The following is a 21,414-nucleotide window of genomic DNA, read 5'->3' on the forward strand; positions in this document are numbered from 1 at the left end:
GGTGAAAACTTGAAAAAAACGTCTTTTTATGAGTGGCTGACGCATAAAGTTATAGACGGGCTGATAGGGCTGATAGAAACATTCTCAGAAAAAGCGGGACAGCATTCCTTGCTGGCGCGCTTTAAGGCTAAATGTGAAAGCATCCAATGGCAATACGTGTTCTGGACACTATTTATTATGGTGTTCCTGCATGTATATGTTCTTCTTTTCCTAGAGAATATTGTGCTTATCATCGCCCTTGACCTTATTGCGGGAGGCTTGCTGCTTTTCCTTGGGCCAGAGCGAGTATGGCTTATCATCCGGACAAGCATCCCCGGTCGGTTGCTCATGCAATTGTTCGACCCAAATAAGTAGAGAACCGGGAGTTCGATAATAATGACGAAAACACGTCTTCTCATGGCGCTTGTGGCTGGCGTGCTGCTTGCCACAGGCATTGCGCAGTATAAAATAGCAATGGCCGGCGAGTTCGTGTTGATGGGGGCGTTTCTAGCGATTACGCTCTATAGAACGGAGTACGGATTGTATTTATTCGCTCTCTCGCTTCCCATTCTGACATATCGCCCGCTGTTGGCTCTCATTCTATTACTTGTGCTCATATTGTTCGTAACCAAGCAAAATTATGCGCAGATGAAAGCCAATCTAAAAAATCATCTGAATCTAGCTGTATTTTTATTTGTGGCTATTTTGCTTGTCACGGCGCTCACTTCAGTGAACGTTATGGAAAGTTTAACCCAATTTTTACTTTATTATTTTGTAAGTTTCGTGCTTTATTTGCTGCTTGTCATGAAGGTAGATTCGCGGGATGTGCTGTACCGCTTTATCGTCTGCCTGATCATCTCGGCAAGCCTCGTTTCGCTCTATGGTATATACCAATATTTCTTTACGATTGACTATACGAAAGCCGCGTGGATCGATGTAAGCAAAAACGAAGGCGCAAAACGAATTTGGGCTACGTTCGAAAACCCGAACCTATTCGTTCAATATTTGATTATGATTTTGCCGTTCAATTTTGCGCTCATTTTTTATGCGAAAACATGGGGCAACCGTATCTTATTTTCCCTTCAATTTGTACTCATTGCGCTTGCCGCATTCTTAACGTTGTCACGCGGCGGCTGGGTTGCCATGTTCGTAGCTTTAGTGATTGTTGCTACGATGATTAACCGTCGTCTGCTGGTTATAGGCTTAATTGCCGCAGCCATTAGCGTAAACTATTTGCCTGACTCGATTATTGACCGGATTCAAACAATTGTAAAGCCGAAAACCGACTCTTCAAGCGATTTCCGACTGCAAATTTGGAAAGCGGCTGTACCTATGGTTAAAGATTATTGGGTAACCGGGATCGGTTCTGACTTAACGACATTCAAAAAAGTATACGCTGATTACATGATGCCTGGCGTGCGTGCCAACCATCTTCACAATATTTATTTGATGAACTTTGTAACCGGAGGGATTTTGACCATTCTCCTGCTCTTCTATATGTTTTACCAGAGCTTGCGAACCGCGGTCGTTACTTTGTTCATAAATGACAAAAAAGACAGGCTGCTTTCTTATGTCGTCAAAGGGGGGATCGCCGCGGTTATCGCGATTGGCACCGCCGGTTTGACGGAAGATGTTTGGCACCAATACCGTGTAGACTTCATGTTCTGGATCGTACTTGCGATTTTGTCTGCTGCCTATAATTTAGCGCGTGCAAGGGAGGAACAACCGGAAAAATGAGAAAAACAAAGTCAATTGCCGAGATCGGTGTCTATCCCCCCCCAGCCGGGGGGATTTCTGTTCATGTGGAACGTCTGTGCGATACGCTTGAACAGAAGCAAATTCCTTTTATCATCTACGACGGCAATGGAGAAAACGGAGAAAAAAAGCGGGCCGTTGTGCCGATTCCAGAGATTGAAAAATGGGCATGGAAGTACTTGTGGCAAAAAAACGAAGACATCATCCATAATCATTTCTTGCGCTGGCAAATACGCTTTACGCTGTCCCTGTTAAAACTCAAAGGCAAAAAGATCGTTCATACCGTTCACAGTTTGCGCAATGATGGCACACAACTGGGACTTGCGCAAAAGGTAATGGTGTTTCTTACCGGCCTGCTGTCAGATCATTTTGTGGCCGTAAGCGAAGAAGTGAAAGAAAAGCTGCTGGAGCTACGCATTCCAGAACGGAAAATCTCCGTCATTCCGGCGTTCATTCCGCCAACCACTGACCTAGAAAGCGATATAAAAAAAATTCCCGACTATGTGCTGGAAACATTCACTAAATACCCGCAGGTAATTGTTGCAAACGGTGGCGTAGGCAATCTTTATAATGGCGAAGAATTATACGGCCTTGATTTATGCATTGACATGTTTACTAAATTGGCGCGTGAAAATAAGAAGCTGGCGTTCGTATATTGCATCACACATATAGGGGAGCAGGCCTTGCTGGAACAATATACGGAACGTATCGCGGCGCATGGCCTCGAAGAAAGGTTCTTGCTGGTGCAAGAGAAAATCCCGTTCTATCCGCTTATTCAAAAAGCCACACTATTCGTTCGGCCGACCGCGAGTGACGGAGATGCCATATCCCTAAGAGAAGCGATATATCTTGGTACACCAGCGATCGCAAGCGATGTAGTCAAACGCCCGAACGGTGTCATTACATTTGTCAACCGCGATGCAGATGATTTTACAAAAACGTGCCGTGAAGTGCTGTACGCACCACCTACCGATTTGCTTCAGTACAGGCAAGAACAAGAGCGATACGTAGAGCAACTGCTTGATATCTTGCTATAACAACATCCGCCTTTTCTTCCTCGACTTCGTTAATTTTCTACGAGGATGCGTTATCTGTCGATACCGCTTCAGCAAAAGTGGCGACCGCTTTTTCACTTTTACAGAAAATGCTGCCCTTCATCCCACGATGAAAACCGTGGAATGAAGGGCGACGTTGCTCGGGAATCCCTTCATGGGGATGCTTAGAGCAACCATTTCCTATAGAATCAAATTCCATGAGCAGTGCTCATCCTACTGGTCACATGTTCCTGTGGATGTCATGGTATGAGGTTCTGGTAGCGAGCGGAAACGGACTGCGGACGCTAACGACCCAAGAATCCCGCGTCTTCAGCTGTGTGGAGCTTCAATTTATTGCTTTTTCCGTCCGGCTTCGATAAGCAAACGAGCCAGTCTGCGGACACCTTCCTCAAACTCCGCCGGCGACGCGTAAGCGTAAGAAATCCGCAACCGCTCCCTTTCTCCAGGATCATAAATATTTCCCGGGTTTAACAGAACACCCTGCCTGAGCGCAGATTCGAACAACTTTTGAAGCGGCGGTGCTATGAGAAGGCGCAACCAGACGTAGAAACCACCGGCTGGCGCTTCCCAATCGGCCAGCCCTTTCATATATTTTTCAAGAACTGTAAGCGCCATTTCTCGCCGTGTTCTTAACTGTTCACGAATACGTGTAAGATGCTCCCCATATAATCCGCTTGTTAACCATTCTTTTGCCACCCACTGTGACAACGAGCTCGAACCGTAATCGGTTTGCATTTTAATATCGGCCAGCCTCCGAATTACCGGCTCCGGTCCGATAATCCACCCGATTCTCAATCCGGGGCTCAGCGTTTTCGAAAGGCTGCCTATATAAAGGACAAGCCCGTTTTTATCGCGCGCTTTCAACGACGCTGGCGGTTTTTCATCCAACCAAAGTTCCCCGTAAACATCGTCCTCGATAATAGGCAATCGTTCATGTTCACAGGATAGCATAAGCTGCTGCCTTGCTTCTTCCGACATTACTTTTCCGGTCGGATTGTGAAAAGAAGGAATCGTATATAATAAAGCCGCTTCGTGTTTGTGCTTATAATGTGACAAACGCGCTGGAATCATTTCCGGCTTTTTGATTTCCGGGATACCAGCAAGTCTTATCCCTGCCGACTGAAAAACACGCATGGAACAAAGGTAAGAAGGTTTCTCAAGCAAAATGGCTGAGCCGCGAGGCAATAAACCGATCGAAATGAAGTGCAGCGCCTGAAGCGCGCCGGACACGATGAGAATCGCAGAAGGCGAAGCCTGTATGCCAAATAGGCGTACGTGCTGACTCACGGCTTCCCTGAGCTCATATAACCCCAAAGGCTCCTCATATCCCAACGGTCTCATTACTCTCGCCGTTCTTTCCAATACAAGCGCCATCATTTCAGAGGGAAACATGTCCGGCGACATCTCTCCCGTGCCAAGCCGAATCGTTCCTGGGACAAACTCTGCTTCATTGATCCGTTGAATCATGGAAAGATTCGGCCGATGTGCCCCGGCCTCGACGTACGCTCGCCAATCCGGGGGAGCGGAGGCCGCCAGCAGCGTCCATGTATTATTTATAACCCTTGTTCCACTTCCCCTTTTTCCTTCGATTAATCCTTCTGCCGCCAATTCAGCAAACGCGTTCGTTACTGTGCTTCGGTTGACGCCAAACTGCTCCGCCAACGTTCGTTCCGGCGGAATTTTATAACCTATGGGCCACTCTCCACGTGCGATTTTTCCCCTTATATAGTGGATAATTTGCTTGTATAGAGGAACACCGCTTTGTCCATCCGGTTTCCACTCCACATTTTTCATCATGCTCTTCTCCTTCTTCTTCTCGCTGCGGCACACAATTGGCCGGCTCCTGTTTGCTTTCATTGGCTGGAGACACCTTTTGCTTAAGCCTATATAATCAAATTATCATATTTCAAAGGAAGGTGAAGAAAGACGTGTTACAAGCATTCTTACACGGAATGCTTCTAGCGTTTGGGCTCATTCTGCCGCTAGGGGCACAAAATGTTTTCGTATTTACGCAAGGAGCGACCCAGCCTTCGCTTGTGCGAGCATTGCCGGTTATACTGACGGCTTCTCTCTGCGACACTCTTCTGATTGTACTGGCGGTGCTGGGCGTCTCCCTTATCGTGCTTACATTCAGTTGGTTAAAAACACTTCTGTTTGCGGCAGGTATTCTTTTTCTATTGTATATAGGATGGATTACATGGCGAAGTGACAGCCATATAAAAAACGGCGAACAGATAAGTCTGCCGCCGAAAAAACAAATCATGTTCGCCGTCTCCGTATCGCTGTTAAATCCGCACGCCATTCTTGACACGATCGGTGTTATCGGTACAAGTTCACTCGGATATACAGGCGGAGAAAAATGGGCGTTCACTCTTTCTTGTATTCTGATCTCTTACCTCTGGTTTTTCAGCCTAGCCATCGCTGGCCGTATTCTCGGAACGTTTGATAAAACAGGGCGCTGGATGAAAGCGGTAAACCGCATATCCGCGTTGCTCATCTGGGGTGTTGCCTGCTATATGGCTATACAATTGCTTACCATTTAGCCGCAAGCAGCTCTTCCATCAGTTCGCCCAGCATCCGCGCTTGTACTTGACGGTTGTAAATCGCCAGATCCCCGTCTTCGGCGCGCCGCAGAATCTCGCCAGCCCGATCCGCCTGGCAACCAGGGTTTTCTTTCCATTGTTCATACATACGCAAAAACGCCTGCTTAATCTCATCTTTATTGAGCGGGTTTACCACTTCGCCTAAATGAAACTTGCGGATAATCTTCGTCGATTCGCCTTCGACGGACAGCGCCAAAATTGGGTGCCCGATGGCCATGTATTCGTATAGCTTGCCCGGAATGTATACACCGGAACCGGGAGCGGTATCCCCGATCAGCATGAGCACATCGGCCCCTTTCATCATTTCCAGCGCTTTTTTATGCGGAAGATTTCCTTGGATGTCCACGATGTCCTCCAGGCCGAGCCGCCGCACACAATCAATATTATCGCTGTACCCCGGATAATCGAACACCCCGGCAAAGCGCAGCACAATGCTGGCACGATCCACTTTCCCCTCCTGAATAAGTTCAGCAACCGCCTGCAATAAAAGGCGTGGATTCCGCTCTTTATAGAAGATGCCGGGGTATGCAAGCGTAAATTTCCCGTCTTCAGGCGGCGTAGCAATATCCAGGTAATCATTAGGATCGAATCCGTTATGAATAACCTCCATACGCTTGATTTCCTTACCAAACTTCTTCATAAAGTTCTCGGCGAATCCGTGTGTCACTGTCGTAATCGCATCCGCTTCTGCCATAACGCTACGCTCCATCCTTTCTTCCCATGCTTCGCGCCACGCCACCCCGGAACGATGCATGTTCTGTGTCCACGGATCGCGGAAATCAGCAATCCACACAACGCCTGTCTTTCGCTTCAAGCTGCGACCTACCAGATGATTTGTGTACGGCCCGGATGTGGAAAACATGATCGGAATATTATGTTTTTTGATCACTTCTTCCCCCAGCTTCACCGCAAACGGCATCCAGCCAATCATATCATCAGGAATCATTAACGTGTTTTTAATTTTTTTCAGCATCGGCACAACTTTCTGCCTTACCGCCTGCCTCAGTCCTTCGCCCGTTTTAACCGCCGCTGCTTCCTGACTCCTATCGCGTTTTGGAGATTCTTTCTGCGGCGGGCGCATCTTTTGCACCGGATTCCACTCTTGCGCTCGATGTATGATAACGTTCTCCGGAAGCTGACGCAAAAGGGAATCATCCCGTGTTGCATAGTATGTATCATCCACGGTCAGCACGTGTACTTCCCAGCCATCCTCGGCCAGGTATTTTGCCATTTTGAGGGCACGGGGCACTCCGCCGCCGCCAATGGGCGGAAAGAGATACGCCACCAGCAACATTTTTCTGCTCGCCTTCATTCCGAAACATCCTTTCATATAGGAAAAACTCGCGGGCGTTGCCGCTCGTCCTTTTTCCTCAAAAAAGTACGGGCGGGCACGCTCTGCGAGTTTTTTCAGTCAAAATAAAGGAAACCGTGTCTTATACCCCATTTCCTAAATACGAACTAGCACCGCTTTTTCCGCTACGCCGCGTGGCACGCGGTTCTTACTATCTAGAATCACCGGATTATCGTTCATCCACCCGATAAGTTGGTTCCAATCAATGTCGAGAAATTCCTTCTGCGCAGTAACATAAATGAGCGCATCCGCACCCTCTACCGCTTCCTTCAGGCTGGATGCTTTATAATCATACGTTGCTGGTACGGCTGGATCGTACGCCACCACATCCGCACCCGCTTCTTTAAGCAATTGAACGAGGTGGTGCGGCGGGCTAATCCGGTCATCATTCGAAAAATCTTTCATTGCAAGACCCAGCACGGTGATTTTACTTGCGGCCAGCGTTTTGCCTTGCTTGTTCAATTCGGCTTCCGCCATGTCCACCAGAACTTGCGGTACGCTGTCATTAATCTGGCGCGCCATTTCAAGCAGTTTAAGGTCAACCCCCAACTCTTTCGCCTTCGGCAATAGATAATATAAAGCATTCGGCAGGCAGTAGCCGCCGACGCCCGGGCCCGGTGTCAGCAGATTTACGCGGGTATGCGTATTGGCCACACGGATTAATTCAAACGTATCGATACCCGCTTTTTCCGCAAAACGGGCAAACTGCTGCACCATCGCAATATTAACATCACGTTGGACGTTTTCGATTACTTTGGACGTTTCCACAACCTTAATGTCAGAAATCGTAATTTCCGCTTCCGTCACAAACGCCAATACTTCGCGGGCGCGCTGCGTGCTCGCCTCATTCACGCCGCCTAGCGCAAGCGGCATATGGATAAATTCTTCGAATGCCCGCCCTTCCGCAATCCGCTCCGATGCATATGCGAGATAAAAATCCTCACCGGCTACAAGCCCGCTCTTTTCAAGCAACGGCTTGACAACTTCCTCCGTCGTACCCGGAATAACCGTACTGCGGAGAATAACTGTATCCCCTTTTTTCAACACTGCTGCCAGCGATTCGCACGCAGATATCAGGTAATGCATCTGCGGATCGCCATTTTTTACCGGGATACCAACAGTAATGATGTAGTTATTTACTCTAGCAGCCGCTTCTTCATAGCTGGTTGTCGCGATAAATCTTCCAGCCGCAAGCTGATCCTGAAGAATTTGCGCCAGCGATTTACCTTCGAAGTATTCCTGATGGTGGGATTTCCCTCTATTAATTTCTTGCACAAGCACTTCGCTTATATCAATACCTACTACATTCGCCCCTTTGCGGGCATAGCTTAATGACAACGGCAGGCCGATAAAACCTAGGCCGACAACCGCAATATCCAAAGATTTTCCCATGATAATCTCCTCCGACCTCTCGCTATCCAAACATAAACGTAATTATTTTATCACAAACATAAGAAAAGAGCGATCGTTACCTCTCGCCTTTACATCTTCGCTTTATTTATTATTGAAACACCGCAAAATATAGAATGCCGAAAAAAATAAAAAGTAACGCACATAAAGACAAAATCTTGGCCAATCTATCCAGCATCCCGATCCCTCCTACGGCATCGTGTTTGTGTCCACAGACACCCTGCCGTTATATATAGGCAAATTGTCTCATCGCATAATACTTGCACCGATAACATAGGATACGCCTATGGAAATTACCATAGACAATAAGCCAACGGCGCGATTATCAGCTGCAATTTCCTCATCAACTTTGAACATCGGCGTCAAAAACTCAAATACGAAATACGCAACAAGCAACAGCAACGAACCATATGAACTCCATAAAAGCGTATGGCCAATGCCTTCCTTATGCTCAATCGAATACCTAATAATGTTACAGATTCCAAAAATTTTTCCCCCCGTCGCCATAGCGACTGAAACATTGCCGCGTTTAATCTCGTCCCAATCTTTATATTTGGTGACCATCTCAAATACAGCCAAAAAAATAATAACTGCAAGCAAGGCGGCAGCGAAATAAGCGGCAGTCAACACGTAAGAATTAGAGAAAATAACCAACCCTTTCCCTCCTCCACTGTTAAAAGAATAGTGTCTATTCCTTATTATTTATATATCATACGAAAAAAAAAAGCGGCAGTTTCAGCCGCCGCTCTCTCCGCTATTTCAATTCCACAATCGTGGCGCCAAGCCCACCTTCGCCCTGCCCGCCCCAACGGAACGATTTCACAAGCCGATGGTTACGCAAATATTTCTGCACGCCGAGCCCCAGAGCGCCTGTTCCTTTGCCATGAATAATGGACACTTGATTCAATCCGCTGAGCACTGCCTCATCCAGATACTTGTCAATCCGGATAATGGCTTCTTCTACCGTATGGCCGCGCACATCAAGCTCCATGCGTACCGGTTCGCGCGCAGATGTAATGCGCGTAATCTGCTGGGTCGCTTGCGGCCTTGCCGATTTAAGCTTTTCCAAATTATCGGCTTTGACATTCATTTTAACAATACCAATTTGTACCTGGAACTCGTTGTCGCTCACCTTGCCAACAATCTCACCTTTCTGGTTGAACGACAGCACGCGCACTTCATCTCCCACTTCCAACGGCTGCTGATTAAGCGGCACATTCTTCGGCTTCTGCTTTTTCCTTTTGCGCAGCGTGGGCACCGCCTCTTCCAGTCGCTTGCGCGCTTCAATTAGCTTGTGCTCCTTAATATTGGCGTGCTCTTCTCTCGCGAGCCTCCGCAGGTCAAAAATAATCTGCTCTGCTTCTTTGCGCGCTTTCTCCACAGCGGCACGCGCCTCTTCTTCCGCCTGCCGGTATAACTGTTCCTTTTTCTCCTCCAAAATGGCTAACTCGCGGGCAAGCTCCTCGCGCGCAAGCTCCAATTCCGCGCGCAGATGTTCGACCGTGCGCCGTTCCGCCTCCGCTTTACGCTGATTTTCCTCCAGTGAAGCAATCATCGTATCAATTTCAGTTTCTTCCGTTTTCACGAAATCGCGCGCCTGCTGTAAGATTTTTTCCGGCAGGCCAAGCCGAGAGGCGATGGCAAACGCATTGGAACGGCCTGGGATGCCGACAAGCAAACGGTACGTTGGACGCAACGTTACTTCATCAAACTCCACGCTCGCGTTCACAATCTGCGGACGATCATAGGCATACGCTTTCAGTTCGCTGTAATGCGTCGTTGCCACGAGACGGGCGCCGCGCTGATGTACATAATCAATAATCGCCATCGCGAGCGCCGCGCCTTCCGTCGGGTCCGTTCCCGCGCCCAACTCATCGAACAACACGAGGCTGCGATTATTCACATGTTGAAGAATATGCGAAATATTGGTCATATGGCTCGAGAACGTACTTAAGCTTTGCTCAATGCTCTGCTCGTCCCCAATATCAGCATAAACCCCTTCAAAAATCGTCATCTCAGTGCCTTCTTCAGCCGGAATATGAAGTCCCGCCATCGCCATAAGCGAAAACAGGCCGACGGTCTTGAGCGAAACGGTCTTCCCCCCCGTATTCGGGCCGGTAACAACGATGGCTGTATAGCTCTTGCCCAGTTCAATGTCGATCGGAACAACCTGCTCGGCTGGAATAAGCGGATGACGACCTTTCTTAATGCGGAGATAACCTTTATCATTCATCACCGGCTGTATCGCCTTTAGCGCTTGTGCATATGAAGCCTTAGCGAAAATAAAGTCGGCTTCTGCCAAGCATTCCATATTATGCAGCAACACCTCGGCTACTTCCGCTACTTTCGCCGAAAGCGCGCTCAAAATCTTCTCCACTTCACGCGCTTCTTTTAGCTTTAACTCACGCAATTCATTGCTGATATTGACGACAACCTGCGGCTCAATAAACAGTGTCGCACCCGATGAAGATTGGTCGTGAACAATGCCGCCGAACACATGACGGTATTCCTGTTTAACTGGAATAACAAAACGGTCATTACGAATCGTAACGATCGGATCCTGCAACATTTTTTGCGTATTGCTGTTACGGATCATCTGCTCAAGACGCTCACGGATACGTTTTTCGGCGCCGCGAATTTGCCCCCGTATTTGCGAAAGAGCTGAACTCGCCGAATCAACAACTACACCGTTTTCATCGATCGCGCGGTTAATTTCATTTTCCAGGCCTGACAGCCGTTCGACCTGACTTACCAATTCTTTCAAAAGCGGAAGAGATTCTTCTTCTGTAATCGAGGCGATAAATGTTTTTAGGCGTCCGCCACCGTACAGCGTAGACGCGATGTCAAGCAATTCAGTCGTATTAAGCACTCCACCCATGCTCGCTCGTTTACACGCCGAGCGGATATCGCGAATACCGCCGAACGGCACACTTCCACGCAGCCGCAGAACAGTCGTCCCCTCACGTGTCGCTTGTTGGCGACGTTCCACCTCTTCTAGCTCCGCCACAGGAGTTAATTGCTCTATTTTTTCTCTTCCCAGCGAGGAAGAAGCGTAATCCGCAAGCTGCACAATAATTTTATCAAATTCAAGCGTTGACAACGTACGTGCTTCCAACAGAAAACCCCTCTCTACTATAAGTGTGAATAGGGGAGCCTCTTCTTTCTCTCATCCTCTATTCGCAATATGGTGGCTACTTTTCGCCCCTTTGCTATTATATCATTGGCTGCAAGAAGATTTCTCGCTATTACGCTTATCTTCCGGCTTTACTTGTATTTTTTTCTGAAAATGCCAGGACAACCAGCAAAAAACGGCGATTGTCAAAGGATAAAGCATGGACCAGCCCGTAAACGGAAAGACCGCCGCTGTTAGTAAAAAGGAAAGCCAACTAATGCCCATACCTAATCGGCTGTCCCGCAGCAAGCGGATACCGGCCGCGCAACCGCCTAAATAAGTCAGAATAAAGGTTGCGTTCGGCAATTGGATTAATGTCTTCAAAGATATGATTTCTGTGCTATATAATGTCAGCACAAGCGCAAAACATGCGGCTAGAAACAACAGTCCACCCACCGGAGTGCCCTGCCGCGCTGAAAGGCGACTAAACCATTCCGGCGCCATCCCTTCTTTCGCCAGCGCATAAGCGAGGCGGGAAGCCGCTCCTATATACGCGATAATCGTCGCTGTACAAATAAATATTCCTGTAATTCCCACTACAATAGCTCCGCTCGTTCCAAACAATCGTTCAATAATCAGCACCAGTGAAACAGAAGAAGCGAAGGCACCGTAGCTCCCGGTGCCAACGGTAGCGAACGCGGTAAAAAAATAAAGCAAGCCAACAATCACCGCAGCGACCGATACGCCTTTCACTGCTTCGCGCTGCGGATCCACAAACTCTTCCGATAAATGCGAGACCGCTTCCCAACCGATGAAACACCAAAATAAAAGCGCAGCCGCTTGCCCGACACTTGCCCAGCCATGCGGCATAAACGGCACAAAGTGAGCTTTCTCAATAGAAGGAACGGCACCCACGACAGCAGTCAACAGTACGGAAGCAATTGCCGCCACAACCGCCACCTGTACCATACCTGCCACTTTCATGCCAAGGAAATTGACCAGCAGCGCACACCCCAGCATGATAGCAGCAGTAGCAATCACCGCACCCCGGCTTAGCCCAAATGCCGCCGCCATATATCCGGCGCCTGTCAGAGCAGCTACCGGGGCGCCGATCGGCACCGCCATCAAGAAAAACCATCCGATGAGCGAACCGGTTTTCGGATGAAATGCGCGGCTGACAAAGTACGCGACCCCGCCCGCGTTCGGAAAACGGGCAGACAGCAAGCCCATCACCAGCGCCATCGGCAACACTAACACCGCCATGATTGCCCAGGCTAGCAAAGATGCCGGTCCAGCTATTTCTGCTGCAAGTCCCGGTACCAGTAAAACGCCAGAACCGAGAACCGCTCCGATATAAAGTGCCACCGCTTGCGGCAAGCCAATTGATTTTTTTAACTTTCCTGTCGTTTCCATTTCCTGTTATCTCCTTTTTTCATCATATATCTTGCTTTCTTTACCATCGTAACTGATAATAATATCATCGGTAAAACAGATGATTCCGATGAAAATCTATCAATAAAACCGATGAAAAAAGGAGGAACAATGGAACTCCGTAATCTACATACATTCAAGGTTGTCGCCGAGGTAAAAGGATTTACAAAGGCGGCGGAACTGTTGTCGTACGCGCAATCAAGCGTAACCGCCCAGATTCAATCGCTTGAAGAAGAACTGAAGACCCGTCTGTTCGATCGTCTCGGAAAAAAAGTCATACTAACCACCGCCGGAGAGAAACTTCTTTCCTACGCAACCCAAATCCTTGAACTGCATGACGCTGCCATACAAGCAATTACATCTGACTCCGTCCCGGCTGGAACACTGATCATCGGCGCACCGGAATCGCTCGCCGCTTTTCGGTTGCCGGCCATTATCCGCGAATACACAACCCTTTATCCACAGGTAAAAATTATTCTTAGACCCGGAGTCTGTTGGGAACTGCGGAGCCTAGCGCGCAACGGCGAGCTTGACGTGGTATTCTTGCTGGAGCCGGAAGCGCAGGAAGCCGATCTCTATATTGAGACGCTTGCAACCGAAAAAATGGTAATTATTGCACCGCCGGAACATCCATTGGCTACAGGTAAGAATATTAAAACACCGGAACTAAAAAACGAAACATTTCTGCATACGGAGCCCGGGTGCAGCTATCGCACACTATTTGAAGCACATCTTAACAGTTGTGGCGTGTTTCCCGGTTCTGACCTTGAGTTTTGGAGCATTGAAGCGATTAAGAACTGCGTTATGTCAGGACTCGGTCTCTCATTTCTCCCTTTGATTACAGTCGAAAAAGAAATCATGGAAGGAAAAATAGCTGCGCTCGACTGGGACGACAGCGCCTGCCGCGTAGCCACACAAATGGCGTATCATAAGAAAAAATGGCTGTCTCCCGCATTAAAAGAATTTCTATCGCTTGTAGGTCAGCATGCAAAACGCTGGCGGCAACAAACATAAATGAGCGAACTCAAAATCCGTATTGCCAAACCCCCTGTTTTTTCGTCTAAAAAATAATTCTAAAAAAAGCCGCTGCGAAATGATGTGCCGCAGCGGCTTCCCGTTCTTCTGTTCATTATAATAAATTGGAGGATCGACCCGTAGACAGTGGACTTTGTATCATTTCTTTTATCCATTGGAACAAATCAGAGGAATACGATGTAGCGTATGAAGCGAGCAAAGACCCGTTTATCGTTTCTTGCACAGCCTCTACAGGCAACAGAGAGGCGACGATAAGAAGCACAAACAAAATAAGCCCATTTTTAACAAGGCCGATCACCCCGCCTGCCAGGTTATTAACAACAGAAAGTCCCGGCAGCCGCGCCGCACTATCCAAAAAGCCACCCACAAACCGAACCGCAAGCCCTGTAGCAAGCGCAAGCAAAACAAAGGCCGCAACATTATAAATGGCCTGTTGAATAAATGGGAATCCGGCCACTTCAGAAAATGTACCGTTCACCTCCGCTTTAGCAAACGGAAACCACTCCGCGAGTCGTACTGCAACCGGACGATAACACAAAAATGCGACAAGAAACGAAGCAATCATGCTGACGATGCGTACCAGTTGTCCTACGAGTCCTTGTCTGTACCCTCGCCATCCGCTAAATAACAATACCACGATCAGGACAATATCAAGAATGTTCATGCTGAATCTTACTCCTCGTTCATTTCGTTCTTCTCTTCCCCGTCTCTGTTCTCCCCTTCCTCTTCTTCTGTCTCTTTCGCCGTTTTCTCCAAAAGTTTAATCAGTTCCTCATATTCCATGCGCAAGCGAAAATATTCATCCGCCATATTCAGCGCGGCGAGTACCGCCAGTTTATTCGTATCAAGCCGGGGATTCGCTTCCGAAATCTTCCGCATCTTGTCGTCCACATACCCGGCGATCATCCGCATATGGGAAGAGCTGCTATCTCCTTTCATCGTGTAGTATTGTCCGTATATTTCAACTACCACTCTTTCTTTGTTCTGTCCTGACACAATACGTCCTCCTCACGTCCTTTTCCATAACTATATTCTACACAATAACACAAATAAGGAAAGCTCGGAAAATGAAAAGGGCCACAAAAATGAGAACAAAAAAAGGAGGCAATCGCCTCATGCGTTCCTCCTTTTTATAAATATACAACCGTTCATTGTCTACCCGCGCAATTCGGCGCCGCACTCCTCCGCGAGCGCTCTGACCACTTTGTCATGCACAGCCTGTACTTCCTCATCCGTAAGCGTCTTTTCCGGATCGCGATACGTGCAGGACAGCGCCACGCTTTTCTTATTCACGCCCAGTTTGTCATCCACGTACACGTCGAAGATACGCACAGATTCCAGCCATTCCCCGGCTGTTTCCTCAATGATATTTTGCAGCGTGCCCGCGCTTACATTACGGTCCACAACAACCGCAATATCACGGCTAATAGCCGGGTATTTGGGCAGCGGCATCATGCCCTGGTGCATGGTTGCAAGCTCCATCAGCAAATCAGCATCCAGTTGGAAGACGTACGTTTCTCCTACATCGTACTTCTGCTCCGCTACCGGATGCACTTGGCCAAGATATCCCGCCGTTTTTCCCTGCAAAACAACATACGCTGTTCTGCCCGGATGCATGCCAGCCAAATCTTTCGCCGGACGATACTCGATTCCGGTAATGCCGAGACGATTGAAAAGAACATCTAGAATGCCTTTTACCAAATAAAAATCAACCGGTTCAGCTTTTTGCTGCCAGTGCGGCCCGACCCAGTTGCCAGTCAGCAAGCCGGCAAGCGCCAGCTTTTCTTCAGGCAGCTTTGTCAATGTTTCTTCATCAGTCAAAAACACTTTGCCAAGTTCAAACAACGCCAAATCACGCTGTTTACGGTTCATATTATACGCAGCTGTCTCCAGCAAATGCGGCAACAAATTCGTACGCAATACGCTTCGTTCTTCACTCATCGGTATCGCCAGCGGAATTGGCTTCGTTTCCCGATATACAGTCGCAAAGTCGAAAGCGATATCCGGATGGGTAAAAGAATATGTGTTAACTTCATCCAATCCCGCACCGTTAAGGACTTGGCGAATGGTTCGGCGCAGCATCTGCTCACGGGTAAGCAATCCTTGCGTATTGTCACCGTACGGCATCGTAGTCGGAATATGGTCGTATCCGTACAAACGGGCCACCTCTTCAATCAAATCCACTTCGCGCGTAATATCCTGACGGCGTGTCGGAACAGTCACAGTAATCACTTCGCCTTCCGTCTTATACGTGAACGCCAAACGTTCAAAAATCGACGTTACATCCTCCAGGGAGAGGCTGGTACCGAGCAAATCGTTTAGACGAGACAAACGCAATACGATTTTTTTGTCTTCTGGCGCCTCGATGATCTGATCAGACACGCCTCGTGCAACTTGACCGCCTGCCAGTTCCACCATCAAAGCGGCAGCACGATTCAGTGCATATTCCACGCCTTTCGGATCGACTTCTTTTTCGAAGCGCAGGCTCGCTTCGGAGCGAAGGCCAAGTTTACGCGCGGTTTTGCGAATGGAAGAGGCAGCAAAATGGGCGGACTCTAACAAAATTGTGTCCGTTTTGTCCGTCACCTCTGAGTTGGCGCCACCCATTACGCCCGCAATACCGAGCGGTTTAACACCGTCCGTAATCAGCAGCATTTCCTCATCCAGCGTACGTTCTACATCATCTAGCGTTACGATTCCTTCGCCTGGCTTAGCAAGACGAACCACGACGCGCCCGTTCTCCACTTTCGAGTAATCAAATGCATGCAACGGTTGCCCTGTTTCTAGCATAACGTAATTTGTAATGTCTACCACATTGTTAATGGGACGCACTCCAGCTGCCATCAGCCGATTCTGCATCCAGATCGGGGACGGGCCGAGCTTAACACCGGAAACCAAACGCGCCATGTAACGACGGCAATGATCCGGCGCTGTAATTTCTACTTCTACTTTGCCATCAATTGGCTCTCCTGTCTCAGCAACAGCTATGTCCGGAAGTTTTACCTTTCGGCCAAGAATAGCGGCCACTTCGTATGCTACGCCGATCATGCTTAAGCAATCCGAACGGTTCGGCGTCAGGCCAAGTTCCAGAACTACATCATCAAGACCAAGAACCGGTTCTATCGGTTGACCAACTTCCAAATCTTCCGGCAGCACAAGAATCCCTTCCTGGATTTCCTTCGGCATCAGCTTATCATTGATGCCAAGCTCTTTTGCTGAACAAATCATGCCATTTGATTCTACGCCACGCAGCTTCGCTTTTTTAATTTTGAAGTCTCCCGGCAGTTTGGCGCCCACCAAAGCGACAGGTACTTTCTGGCCGGCCGCCACGTTTTTGGCGCCGCAGACGATTTGCAATCGTTCGCCGTCCCCTACGTCCACCTGGCATACGTTCAGCTTATCTGCATCCGGGTGCTTTTCTTTTTCGGCCACGTAACCGACCACCACTTTGCTTACGCCCTTATTTACATATTCGACCGCTTCGACTTCGATGCCGCTGCGGGTTAACTTCTCTGCCAGCTCCTCCGGGGTAACGCCGGAGAGGTCAACATATTGCGCTAACCAATTATACGAAACCTTCATCGTTTTCCATCCTCCTTATACCCGGTTGAATTGCTTCAAGAAGCGTACATCGTTCGTGTAGAAATGACGAATATCGTCAATACCGTACTTTAAAAGCGCGATCCGATCGATTCCCATCCCGAAAGCAAAACCTGTGTATTTCTCGGAGTCGTATCCTGCCATTTCCAGCACGCGCGGATGCACCATGCCCGATCCTAAAATTTCAATCCAGCCCGTATGTTTACATGTCCGGCACCCTTTGCCGCCGCACATGCTACAAGATACATCAACTTCCGCGCTAGGTTCCGTAAACGGGAAAAAACTCGGACGCAGGCGAATTTGCGTATTTTCCCCAAACATCTGACGCGCAAAGCTGAGCAATACTCCTTTTAGATCACTCATGCGCACGTTTTCGCCCACCATTAATCCTTCTACCTGATTAAATACATGGGAGTGGGTCGCATCATCGTCATCACGACGATATACGCGGCCGGGACAAATAATCTTAACCGGAACCTTACCTTTCATTTTTTCCATTGTGCGAACCTGAACCGGCGAGGTATGAGTACGAAGTAATATTTCTTCCGTAATATAGAACGAATCCTGCATATCACGCGCTGGATGGTCTTTCGGTAAATTCAGAGTTTCAAAGTTATAGTAATCGGTTTCGACTTCCGGACCTTCGGCTACTGTAAAGCCCATGCCTAAAAAAATATCCTCGATTTGCTCTGTTACAAGCGTAAGTGGGTGGCGGTTGCCAATATGAACGGTACGCCCTGGCAGTGTTACGTCAATCGTTTCACTTGCCAGCTTCGCTTCCACTTCCGCCCGCTCGGCCGCCTCTCTTTTCTCTTCCAGCTTGCTTTCAATCGCTGCACGTACTTCATTGCCTAACTGTCCGATCACCGGTCGTTCTTCCGGGGATAATTTGCCCATACCACGCAAAATTTCGGTTAACAAACCTTTTTTGCCAAGATATTTTACCCGCAATTCCTGCACCTGCGCGGTTCGCTCGATTTGTTCCAGCTCTTTTAGCGCTTCAGCTTTCAAAGCTTCCAGTCTTTCGCGCACAATATATCCCTCCTTAAAATACACACTGTTTATACGAAAATAAAAAAACTCTCACCCGGTAAGGGGCGAGAGGTCGCGGTACCACCCTTGTTCAAGAACAGGCCAAATCCTGCTCTTATCTCATTGCGCTGATAACGGACAGCTTCCGGCATTCCCCCTACTTTACCATTCAGGGGCCGACTCGGGAGTGAATTCGGTGAATGGCCAATCTCAAGAATGCTTCCAGTCGCGGCATTCTCTCCCTGGGAGCGCCTCTTTCACGTACTTGTCTCCGTCATTGCCTTTCTCAATGATATTTGCTGTAAGAACTATTTTAGGACTGATTATATAGTATGTCCGGCAAATAAGCAAGGGTGCAAAAATTACACTCATGATTTTTTTCCTATCTTAATAGTGATTTTTGTCATATACTATATATATATCTTTTTTAAAAAAAGTATTTATGTATCAGTAAAAGATAGGAAATTTGGAGGGAAGGGAGAAGCACATGAACCGACTAGAAACAATCCTTTATGACAAAAAATTCTCGTGTGCCCACTGCGGACATAACTTTACCAGCAAGAAAACGCGTCTGCGCCGCAGCCATCCTTACAAGCGCGATCCCGACTTCTGCGAATACTATGAAGAGCAGTCGGAAAATCCTATTCTATATCATGTTGTTGTCTGTCCGCGCTGCGGCTACTCATTCAACGACCAGTTCCGCAAAAAAGTGCCACAACAAATCGCACAGCTTATCGAAGAAAAAATCACCGCTAACTGGACGCAGAAAGATTATACAGGCATTCGCACGATTCCGGAGGCGATCGTCACTTACAAACTTGCGATTTTCACAGCCAATGTCTGCAAAGAGCCACATTGTGTTATCGCTGGACTCTGTCTGCGTCTCGCCTGGCTATACCGTTATCTGAAGCATACAGAAAACGAACGCCGCTTCCTCAAGCTTGCCCTAAGCGAGTATGAGGCTTCCTATGAGCGGGGAGACTACGTGAGTACAAGCCTATCCGAAATCCGCTTAACATACCTGATTGGCGAACTACACCGTCAGCTCGACAATTACGCTAAAGCGCTTTACTATTTTTCCAAAGTTGTCGAACATCCGCTTCGGGCAAATGAACCGCAAACGGTACGCATGGCCCGTGATCAGTGGCAAAATATGCGGGAAAAGATGAAGCAGCAGGAAAAAAAAGTAAACAATAAAACGTAAAGAAAGGGGACGCTTCTATTGCCTACGTTGCCTCACTGCCTCATACATAAGAACCGAGCCTGCGATAGCAGCATTTAATGATTCAGCCTTTCCGTAAATCGGAATGATCACGTTCTGATCCGCCAATGCGAGCACCTCATCCGAAACCCCGCTTCCCTCGTTTCCTATAACTAAAATGGCCGCTCCCCTATAAGATACATCAGTGTACGGCTTCGCCTCCCGCAGGCTTGTTCCAATAATCCGCAATTCTGGCTGTTGCTGCTTTGCTCGTTCTATGAACTGCGGCAAAGACTCCCGCCATACTGGAAGATGGAACAGCGAACCCATCGTTGCACGGAGCGTTTTGCTATTATACAGATCGGCGCTTCCCTCTCCGAGAATAACGCCATTAAAACCGGCGGCGTCCGCCGTACGGATAAGCGTGCCGACATTTCCCGGATCCTGCAGCTTGTCCAACGCAAGCCACAATCCGCCATTCTGAAGCATATCAGGTTTGTTCTCCCTTATCTTCGCCACAGCTATAATACCCTGCGGCGTTTTTGTTTCCGCCACCTTTTCCAATACCGGACGCGTGACATAGGTAAGGGAAAGCTGTCTGGCGCGCTGAAAGATAGCAAGCCATTCCGGGATATCCAGCCCTTCTTCAAGCAATATCGCCTCCAGCTGCGCACCCGCAAGGCAAGCTTCCTCCACAAGATGCAAACCTTCCAGCAAAAAAAGGCCTGTTTTTTCCCTTTCTTTGCGCGTATGTAATTTCGCCCACTGCTTTATACGTGGGTTTTGTACCGATGAAATGACTTCCATTTATGAACTCCTATCCATTAGGACTCTTCCTCAAACTTTTTCAAATCGTCGTTATGTCCGATCACGATTAAAACATCGCCCTCTTTAATAGTGTCGGACGCGCTCGGGGCAATGTTAAACGAATTGCCGCTCTTGATTGCCATAACGTTCACACCGAACTTCGCGCGAATATCTAGCTCCTGCAAGCTTTTGCCGTCCATCTTTTCAGGGGCTGCCACTTCAGCGATACTATAATCTTCTGCCAGTTCCACAAAATCAAGTACGTTCGGCGAAACTAAGTTGTGAGCCAACCGTAACCCCATATCTCGTTCCGGGAATACGACGCGGTCTGCGCCTACTTTGTACAACACCTGTCCATGGCGCTCATTCTGAGCTTTAGCTACGATCATTTTAACGCCCATCTCTTTGAGAATAAGCGTGGTTAAAATACTCGCCTGAATGTCCGCTCCAATCGCCACTACAACAACATCAAAGTTGCGGATACCGACTTCACGCAGCGCCTGCTCGTCCGTTGAATCGGCCTGAACCGCATGCGTCGCAATATTAATGTGATCTTGAATGCGCTCCTCGTTTTCGTCAATGACCATGACGTCATATCCCATGTTGTAGAGCGCTTGGGCCACACTGGCGCCAAATCGCCCCATCCCAATTACCGCGTAAGATTGACCCGCCATAAATTCCACCCTTTCTCTAATTCGTCCTTTATTATAACATTCTCCTTCTATTGTTTTCGAGAGGGATGAAAATAAAACATTCCGGTGAAACTACAAAACGAATCTATTTTTATCTCGGTAGGGAGTGTGAATAACATGAATATTTCCGACCTTGATTTGCGTGCAGCGATTATGCATAATATGCATGGTTCTTCTAAGGAGGACGTGCGGCACACGATCGTGGACGCTATCAGCAGCCGTGAGGAAAAGACGCTGCCGGGATTGGGCGTTCTTTTTGAACTGGTATGGCAGCAAGCGAACGAGCAAGAAAAAGAAAAAATGATTGAAGCGATTTACCAACAGGTGCAATGAGAAAAAAGGGGTGTCCCA

General features: G+C 48.2%; 20 protein-coding genes. 7 read left to right on the top strand and 13 right to left on the bottom strand.

Features of this window, described 5'->3' with window-relative positions:
* Positions 1–9 precede the first annotated feature (9 nt).
* Genes K3F53_RS15220 through K3F53_RS15230 form a run of 3 tightly spaced genes read left to right on the top strand, consistent with a single transcriptional unit; the run spans position 10 to position 2,771 of the window.
* A complete protein-coding gene (locus K3F53_RS15220; protein ID WP_057897802.1) occupies positions 10–354 on the top strand; it encodes a hypothetical protein in 345 nt (114 codons plus the stop codon).
* A 21-nt stretch (positions 355–375) separates the two neighbouring features.
* Positions 376–1,716, top strand: coding sequence for an O-antigen ligase family protein (locus tag K3F53_RS15225; protein WP_057897801.1), 1,341 nt, complete (start codon positions 376–378; stop codon positions 1,714–1,716).
* Entirely contained in the window at positions 1,713–2,771 is a 1,059-nt protein-coding gene (locus tag K3F53_RS15230; protein WP_062731144.1) for a glycosyltransferase, read from the top strand. Before K3F53_RS15225 ends, K3F53_RS15230 begins: the two co-directional genes overlap by 4 nt.
* Before the next feature lie 37 nt (positions 2,772–2,808).
* On the opposite strand, the gene K3F53_RS15235 is transcribed toward K3F53_RS15230, so the two are convergent.
* A complete protein-coding gene (locus tag K3F53_RS15235; protein ID WP_057897799.1) occupies positions 2,809–2,988 on the bottom strand; it encodes a hypothetical protein in 180 nt (59 codons plus the stop codon).
* A gap of 131 nt (positions 2,989–3,119) precedes the next feature.
* A complete protein-coding gene (locus tag K3F53_RS15240; protein ID WP_322787671.1) occupies positions 3,120–4,646 on the bottom strand; it encodes an aminotransferase-like domain-containing protein in 1,527 nt (508 codons plus the stop codon).
* Positions 4,647–4,717: 71 nt separating this feature from the next.
* Here K3F53_RS15240 and K3F53_RS15245 point away from each other — a divergent pair, with 71 nt between their 5' ends.
* Positions 4,718–5,332, top strand: a complete 615-nt coding sequence (locus tag K3F53_RS15245; RefSeq protein ID WP_057897797.1) for a LysE/ArgO family amino acid transporter — start codon at positions 4,718–4,720, stop codon at positions 5,330–5,332.
* Here K3F53_RS15245 and K3F53_RS15250 read toward each other — a convergent pair.
* The 5 genes from K3F53_RS15250 to K3F53_RS15270 form a co-directional block, all read right to left on the bottom strand.
* Positions 5,322–6,704 carry a glycosyltransferase family 4 protein gene (locus K3F53_RS15250; RefSeq protein ID WP_091260938.1) on the bottom strand — a complete coding sequence of 461 codons (1,383 nt, stop codon included), beginning with the start codon at positions 6,702–6,704 and terminating at the stop codon, positions 5,322–5,324. The two genes, K3F53_RS15245 and K3F53_RS15250, sit on opposite strands and share 11 nt — an antisense overlap.
* Before the next feature lie 135 nt (positions 6,705–6,839).
* Positions 6,840–8,135 (bottom strand): nucleotide sugar dehydrogenase, encoded by a 1,296-nt coding sequence (locus K3F53_RS15255; protein ID WP_057897795.1) that lies wholly within the window; start codon positions 8,133–8,135, stop codon positions 6,840–6,842.
* Between the two features lie 264 nt (positions 8,136–8,399).
* A complete protein-coding gene (locus K3F53_RS15260; protein ID WP_057897794.1) occupies positions 8,400–8,807 on the bottom strand; it encodes a DUF350 domain-containing protein in 408 nt (135 codons plus the stop codon).
* A gap of 100 nt (positions 8,808–8,907) precedes the next feature.
* The gene (locus tag K3F53_RS15265) at positions 8,908–11,268 is read right to left on the bottom strand and encodes an endonuclease MutS2 (protein ID WP_057897793.1); all 2,361 of its coding nucleotides are present in this window, start codon (positions 11,266–11,268) and stop codon (positions 8,908–8,910) included.
* Positions 11,269–11,370: 102 nt separating this feature from the next.
* Positions 11,371–12,678 carry an amino acid permease gene (locus tag K3F53_RS15270; protein ID WP_057897792.1) on the bottom strand — a complete coding sequence of 436 codons (1,308 nt, stop codon included), beginning with the start codon at positions 12,676–12,678 and terminating at the stop codon, positions 11,371–11,373.
* 129 nt (positions 12,679–12,807) lie between these two features.
* Here K3F53_RS15270 and K3F53_RS15275 point away from each other — a divergent pair, with 129 nt between their 5' ends.
* The gene (locus K3F53_RS15275; RefSeq protein ID WP_091260945.1) at positions 12,808–13,710 is read left to right on the top strand and encodes a LysR family transcriptional regulator; all 903 of its coding nucleotides are present in this window, start codon (positions 12,808–12,810) and stop codon (positions 13,708–13,710) included.
* Between the two features lie 115 nt (positions 13,711–13,825).
* On the opposite strand, the gene K3F53_RS15280 is transcribed toward K3F53_RS15275, so the two are convergent.
* From K3F53_RS15280 to pheS, 4 genes are all read right to left on the bottom strand, one after another.
* Positions 13,826–14,395 (bottom strand): CvpA family protein, encoded by a 570-nt coding sequence (locus K3F53_RS15280; protein ID WP_057897790.1) that lies wholly within the window; start codon positions 14,393–14,395, stop codon positions 13,826–13,828.
* Between the two features lie 8 nt (positions 14,396–14,403).
* On the bottom strand, positions 14,404–14,727 hold the full coding sequence (gene zapA / locus K3F53_RS15285; protein ID WP_057897789.1) for a cell division protein ZapA: 324 nt from the start codon (positions 14,725–14,727) through the stop codon (positions 14,404–14,406).
* A gap of 159 nt (positions 14,728–14,886) precedes the next feature.
* Positions 14,887–17,313, bottom strand: a complete 2,427-nt coding sequence (pheT, locus tag K3F53_RS15290) for a phenylalanine--tRNA ligase subunit beta (protein ID WP_220559094.1) — start codon at positions 17,311–17,313, stop codon at positions 14,887–14,889.
* Between the two features lie 15 nt (positions 17,314–17,328).
* Positions 17,329–18,363, bottom strand: a complete 1,035-nt coding sequence (gene pheS / locus K3F53_RS15295; RefSeq protein ID WP_057897787.1) for a phenylalanine--tRNA ligase subunit alpha — start codon at positions 18,361–18,363, stop codon at positions 17,329–17,331.
* A gap of 487 nt (positions 18,364–18,850) precedes the next feature.
* Between pheS and K3F53_RS15300 the strand changes: the two genes are divergently transcribed.
* Positions 18,851–19,567 (top strand): DUF2225 domain-containing protein, encoded by a 717-nt coding sequence (locus K3F53_RS15300; protein ID WP_057897786.1) that lies wholly within the window; start codon positions 18,851–18,853, stop codon positions 19,565–19,567.
* A 15-nt stretch (positions 19,568–19,582) separates the two neighbouring features.
* Here the strand turns inward: K3F53_RS15300 and K3F53_RS15305 are convergent, their stop codons facing one another.
* Positions 19,583–20,371, bottom strand: a complete 789-nt coding sequence (locus tag K3F53_RS15305; RefSeq protein WP_057897785.1) for a TrmH family RNA methyltransferase — start codon at positions 20,369–20,371, stop codon at positions 19,583–19,585.
* A gap of 17 nt (positions 20,372–20,388) precedes the next feature.
* Positions 20,389–21,045 carry a potassium channel family protein gene (locus K3F53_RS15310; RefSeq protein WP_057900233.1) on the bottom strand — a complete coding sequence of 219 codons (657 nt, stop codon included), beginning with the start codon at positions 21,043–21,045 and terminating at the stop codon, positions 20,389–20,391.
* Between the two features lie 135 nt (positions 21,046–21,180).
* On the opposite strand from K3F53_RS15310, the gene sspI reads away from it, so the two are divergent.
* The gene (sspI, locus tag K3F53_RS15315; protein ID WP_057897784.1) at positions 21,181–21,396 is read left to right on the top strand and encodes a small acid-soluble spore protein SspI; all 216 of its coding nucleotides are present in this window, start codon (positions 21,181–21,183) and stop codon (positions 21,394–21,396) included.
* Positions 21,397–21,414: the final 18 nt, after the last annotated feature.

Origin of the sequence: Aneurinibacillus thermoaerophilus, assembly GCF_019603355.1 — a bacterium.
Classification (GTDB): domain Bacteria; phylum Bacillota; class Bacilli; order Aneurinibacillales; family Aneurinibacillaceae; genus Aneurinibacillus; species Aneurinibacillus thermoaerophilus.